Annotated in this window: 4 protein-coding genes; 1 reads left to right on the forward strand and 3 read right to left on the reverse strand. The window is 52.7% G+C overall.

Translation table 11 applies throughout. From position 1 onward, the window contains the following. Window positions 1–89: 89 nt before the first annotated feature. The 3 genes from ACI32D_RS09255 to ACI32D_RS09265 form a co-directional block, all read right to left on the reverse strand. Entirely contained in the window at window positions 90–2,180 is a 2,091-nt protein-coding gene (locus ACI32D_RS09255; RefSeq protein ID WP_439776282.1) for an ATP-dependent Clp protease ATP-binding subunit, read from the reverse strand. Between the two features lie 123 nt (window positions 2,181–2,303). Continuing rightward, window positions 2,304–2,540, reverse strand: coding sequence for a transcriptional regulator (locus ACI32D_RS09260; RefSeq protein WP_270449283.1), 237 nt, complete (start codon window positions 2,538–2,540; stop codon window positions 2,304–2,306). 126 nt (window positions 2,541–2,666) lie between these two features. Further along, window positions 2,667–3,335, reverse strand: coding sequence for a type 1 glutamine amidotransferase (locus ACI32D_RS09265; protein WP_439776283.1), 669 nt, complete (start codon window positions 3,333–3,335; stop codon window positions 2,667–2,669). A 194-nt stretch (window positions 3,336–3,529) separates the two neighbouring features. Here ACI32D_RS09265 and glpK point away from each other — a divergent pair, with 194 nt between their 5' ends. Continuing rightward, complete coding sequence (glpK, locus tag ACI32D_RS09270) at window positions 3,530–5,038, forward strand: glycerol kinase GlpK (RefSeq protein ID WP_439776284.1); 1,509 nt, start codon at window positions 3,530–3,532, stop codon at window positions 5,036–5,038. The last annotated feature ends 87 nt before the right edge of the window (window positions 5,039–5,125 follow it).

Genomic DNA, 5,125 nt, shown 5'->3' on the forward strand with positions numbered 1-5,125 from the left:
GATTATAATACAAAAAATCCGGATAAAGTAAAAAAGGCAGTCAAAAGACTGCCTTTTTTATGATTATGCAAATTGGTTAAAGAAATGAATTACTTGTCTTCACTGATTTCAAGAGCCCCGTCGACCATGTCAGCCTTCAGCTTCTTGACATCCAAGTGGTCCAGGTAGTAGTCGGTGACTTTGTCACGGATTTCCTGCTCGATGACTCTTCTCAGTGGCCGTGCGCCCATAGCTTCATCGTAGCCTTGTTCAATCAAGTAGTCCTTGGCGCTTTCGCTGACAGTCAAGCTGATGCCCTTCTTGGCCAAAGTCTTGTTTACGTCAGCCAGCATCAAGTTGACAATTTCCTTCAAGTCTTCCTTGGTCAGGTGGCTGAATTCGATGACCGCGTTGAAGCGGTTGAGGAATTCCGGTCTGAAGTAAGGAGCCAGCCGGTCCATCAGCTTTTCATCCTTCTTAGCGTTGCCCATCAGCTTTTCATTGCCAAAGCCGGCGTTAGAGGTAGCGATAATGATGGTGTTCTTGAAGTTGACCGTATTGCCTTGCCCGTCAGTTAAGCGGCCGTCGTCAAGCACTTGCAAGAGCAGGGTGATGACCTGCGGGTCAGCCTTTTCAATTTCGTCCAAAAGGATGATTGAGTAAGGGTTGCGGCGAACCTTTTCCGTCAAGGTGTTGGAGTTGTCATCGTAGCCCACGTAGCCGGCGGTGGTCCCGATCAGCTTGGAAACGGCCGTCCGGTCGGAGTATTCAGACATGTCCAGGCGGATGATGGCATCCTTAGAGCCAAACATGTCCAAGGCCAGCTGCTTGGCCAGTTCCGTCTTGCCGACCCCGGTCGGGCCGACGAAGAGGAAGGAGCCAATTGGCCGGTTGCCGTCGTCAAAGCCGGCCCGGTTGCGGCGGATAGCCTTGGCTACAGCTTCAACGGCTTCGTCCTGGCCGATGACCTTGCCCTTTAAGCGGCTGCTGAGCCCCTTCAGACGTTCGATGTCGCTGGCGCCCATCTTGGAAACCGGAATCCCGGTCAGGCGTTCAACGGCAGCGGCCACGTCAGCTGGAGTAGCCACGGTCTTTCTTTCTTCGTGGTTTTCACTCAGCTGCTTTTCCAGCTTTTCAGCCTTGGTCTTGTGTTCCAGGGCTGCTTCGTAGTCTTCCTTTTCAGCGGCCTTTTCCTGGGCCTGCTTTTCTTCCTTGATCTGCTTCTCGATGGTCTTGGCATCGGTCACTGGGTGCTGGGCAGCCAGGTGAGCGGCGGTCATGTCCAAAAGGTCGATGGCCTTGTCAGGCAGGGACCGCTGCGGAATGTACTGGACTGAGTAGTCGATGGCGGCCTTCAAGACGTCGTCTGGCAGTTCCACATTGTGGTGCTTTTCGTACAGGGACCGGATCCCCATCAAGATCTTGAAGGTGTCAGCCGGACTTGGGGCGTTGACCGTTACTTCATTGAAACGGCGGGCCAAAGCGGCGTCCTTCATGATGGTGTTCCGGTATTCGTCTTGGGTGGTGGCCCCGATTACGGTGATTTCACCTCTGGACAAAGCCGGCTTCAAGATGTCGCTCATCCCCTTGGAGCCATTGCCGTCACCCATGCCGCCAGCGCCGAGGATCTGGTGGATTTCGTCAAAGAAGAGGATGACATTGCCTCTGTCCTTGACTTCCTTGACCAGGTCCTGGATGTTCTGCTCAAAGGAGCCCCGGTACTGAGTTCCGGCTTCCAGGCTGGAGATATCGATGGAAATAATTTCCTTGTTCTTGATTGCTTCCGGCACGTCCCCGTGGACAATCGCCTGGGCTAAGCCTTCAACGACCGCGGTCTTGCCGACCCCGGCGTCCCCGACCAGAACTGGGTTGTTCTTGGTCCGGCGGGAGAGGATTTCTGCCGTTTCCTGGATTTCCTTGTTCCGGCCGATGACCGGGTCGAGCTTGCCTTCCCGGGCTTCAGCGGTCAAGTTCCGGCCTAACTTTTCCAAAATGCCGTTGGCCTTCTTTTGCTTGCCTTGGACATTCTTAGCTTGTCCTTGCCCTGGGAGTTGCCCGGTCTTTTGGTATTCAGCGAATTCTTCCGGAGTTACCTGCCGGCCGTTGATCAAGTAGCGGCGGTTTTCGGAATTAAAGCCGCCCATTCCGTTCATTAAGTCTCTAAAAAGATCATCCATATCGTTAAAGTTGTCGTAAGCCATGATTTTACCTCTTTCTGAGTAAAATAAGGTGCTGGTTTTAGGCTAACTAAAAAGCCCTTCTGCATCAATCGAAATCAACACAATAGGACTTGCTCAGCGGTTAAACCAACCTTCGTATTTAGTTTAGTCATCATCGTCATCGCTGAGATAATCATTCTCCAGCTCACGCAGAACCTGCCACATCGCCACGTGCTGGGCCCGGGCGATCGCGTCGAGATCGCGCAAGTTGATTGACGTCGCATTTGATTGCTGCTTGTTAAATGACTTGTGAAGGGTAGTGTAGCCATAACCCGACTCTTTCGCCACCCGGTAAATGGTCAGGTGCTTGTCGTCGAGGTATCGAATAATATCGATCTTCATCGTTCTCACTTCCCTACGACAATTATTATACCACATCTGTGGTATAGCACAAGTGTGAAATAGCAAAATTTTTTAAAAAATCGCGAAAAAAAGACCAGCTCCTAAAAAGCTGGTCAAAAAGCTGTCTTATTGGGCCACGCGGGCAGCATGCCGGTCTAAAATCATGTCCACCAGGGCGCTGGCGACATTCTCGTTCTTAAGCATCGGGCCGTGGGACCAAGAGCCGATGAAGTTCTTGTAGCGGACCCCGTCTTCCTTTTCCTCATGGTTGTTGCCGTAGCCTTCAACCACCTTGGCGAAAGGCTTGAGCATTTCCCGGTCGTCCAGGAAGGTCTGGCCGGAGTGGTTTTCAAAGCCGATGGTCGGGCCCCATTCAGTTTCGTACTTGGTGTCGCCGATCATCCGCTTCTCCGGGTCAAATTCCGTGTGCAGGGGCAGGATCCCCAGGCCCTTGATCTTGGTCCCGGAAATGGTGTTGTAGTAGGTCCCCATCAGTTCGTAGCCCCCGCAGATGGCCAGCATGGGGTTGCCGGCCTGGATGTAGTCGTTCAGGGTATCCTTGAAGCGCTGCAGGTCCTTGGCCACGATGCTTTGTTCATAGTCCTGGCCGCCGCCGAAGAAGACAAAGTCATAGTCAGCCGCGTTGAACTGGCTGCCCAGGGAAATGTTGTCGATTTGGGTCTGGTAGCCTTTTTTATGCAAAAAGTAGCGGAGGATCTTGACGTCACCGGAGTCCCCGTAGGTGTTCATCAAGTCTTCGTAGAGGTAGGCAATGCGAATCAAATTATCAGCCATAGTCAAATTCTTCCTTATCGTAATCAATTACACTGATTATAAACTAAAAGGGAGAAAAATAATAATCTAAAGACCAGGTCCTTTTAGCTTGCATTTTTCACAAACTGGCTTAGACTTAAATGGTAAGCGTTTTCGCAAAAACGGCGAAAAAGCAGTAAGTAAAGCAAAAAAGGATAAGTTTAAAGGAAGAAAACATGAGCGAACAATACATTTTGGCAATCGACGAGGGGACGACCTCAACCAGGGCAATCATCTTCAACCGCGCCGGCGAGCAGGTGGCCAGCGTGGCCCGGGAATTCACCCAGTACTTCCCCAAGCCCGGCTGGGTAGAGCACCAGGCTGAAGAAATCTGGAACGCGGTCCAGATCACGACTTCAACGGCCTTGATCAATTCAAGCATCCGGCCGGACCAGCTGGCGGCCATCGGGATCACCAACCAAAGAGAAACCACGGTGGTCTGGGACAAGGAGACTGGCCGGCCAATCTACCCGGCTATTGTCTGGCAGTCCCGGCAGACCAGCGAAATCGCTGAGCAGCTGGTTAAAGACGGCTATAGCGATATGATCCGGCAAAAGACGGGACTGGTGATCGACCCTTACTTTTCCGCCACGAAGATCCGCTGGATTTTAGACCATGTGGAAGGAGCCCAGGAGCGGGCAGAAAAAGGGGAGCTCCTTTTTGGCACGATCGACACCTGGCTGGTCTGGAAACTGACCCGGGGGCGGGTCCATGTAACTGACTGCACCAATGCCAGCCGGACCATGCTCTTTAACATTCATGACTTGACCTGGGACCAGGAGATCCTGGATTTGCTGAAGATTCCGCGGGCCATGCTGCCGGAAGTTAAATCAAATTCTGAAGTTTACGGGGAAACCGACCCATACCAGTTCTTCGGGGGCAGAGTGTCGATTGCCGGGATGGCCGGGGACCAGCAGGCTGCCTTGTTTGGCCAATTGGCCGTCAAGCCGGGGATGGTCAAGAACACCTACGGGACCGGGTCCTTCATCGTGATGAACACGGGGGAGGAACCGATCGAATCCAAGAACAATTTGCTGACGACGATTGGCTACAAGCTGGGCGATCAAGTAAACTATGCTTTGGAAGGGTCCGTCTTCGTGGCCGGGTCAGCCATTCAGTGGCTGCGGGACTCAGTCAAGCTGCTGAACTCAGCCCCAGAATCTGAGCAGGCGGCGCTGGAATCAAAAGATGCCAATGAAGTCTACGTGGTTCCTGCCTTTACCGGCTTGGGGGCACCATACTGGGACAGTGAAGCCCGGGGGGCGATTTTTGGCCTGACCAGAGGCAGCAGTGACAAGGACTTGATCAAGGCGACCCTGCAATCATTGGCCTACCAGACCAGGGATGTGGTCGATACCATGCAGAAGGACTCGGGGATTGAAATTCCAGTTCTCAGAGTCGACGGCGGGGCTTCAAACAACAACTACCTCCTCCAGTTCCAGGCTGACCTTTTAGGCAAGAAGATTGAGCGGGCAGCGGATTTGGAAACCACTGGCCTGGGGGCAGCCTTTTTGGCTGGTTTGGCCGTCGGCTACTGGGAAGATGTAAGCAGCTTGAAAGAGATTGCCAAGACCGGGGCTGCCTTTGAACCGAAGATGGAAGCAGAGGAAAGAGACCGGCTCTATGCGGGCTGGCAGCGGGCGGTTCTGGCCACCCGGGTCTTTGCCCACGGTAAAGATTTTTAGTTTTTGACAGGATGAAGGGTGTGACTGCTAACAATTATTCATTTCATCCGATGCTAAATAGCAACGTTTCTTACCAATTCTTGATAT

Origin of the sequence: Lactobacillus sp., assembly GCF_051873315.1 — a bacterium.
In the GTDB taxonomy this organism is placed as follows: Bacteria; Bacillota; Bacilli; order Lactobacillales; family Lactobacillaceae; genus Lactobacillus.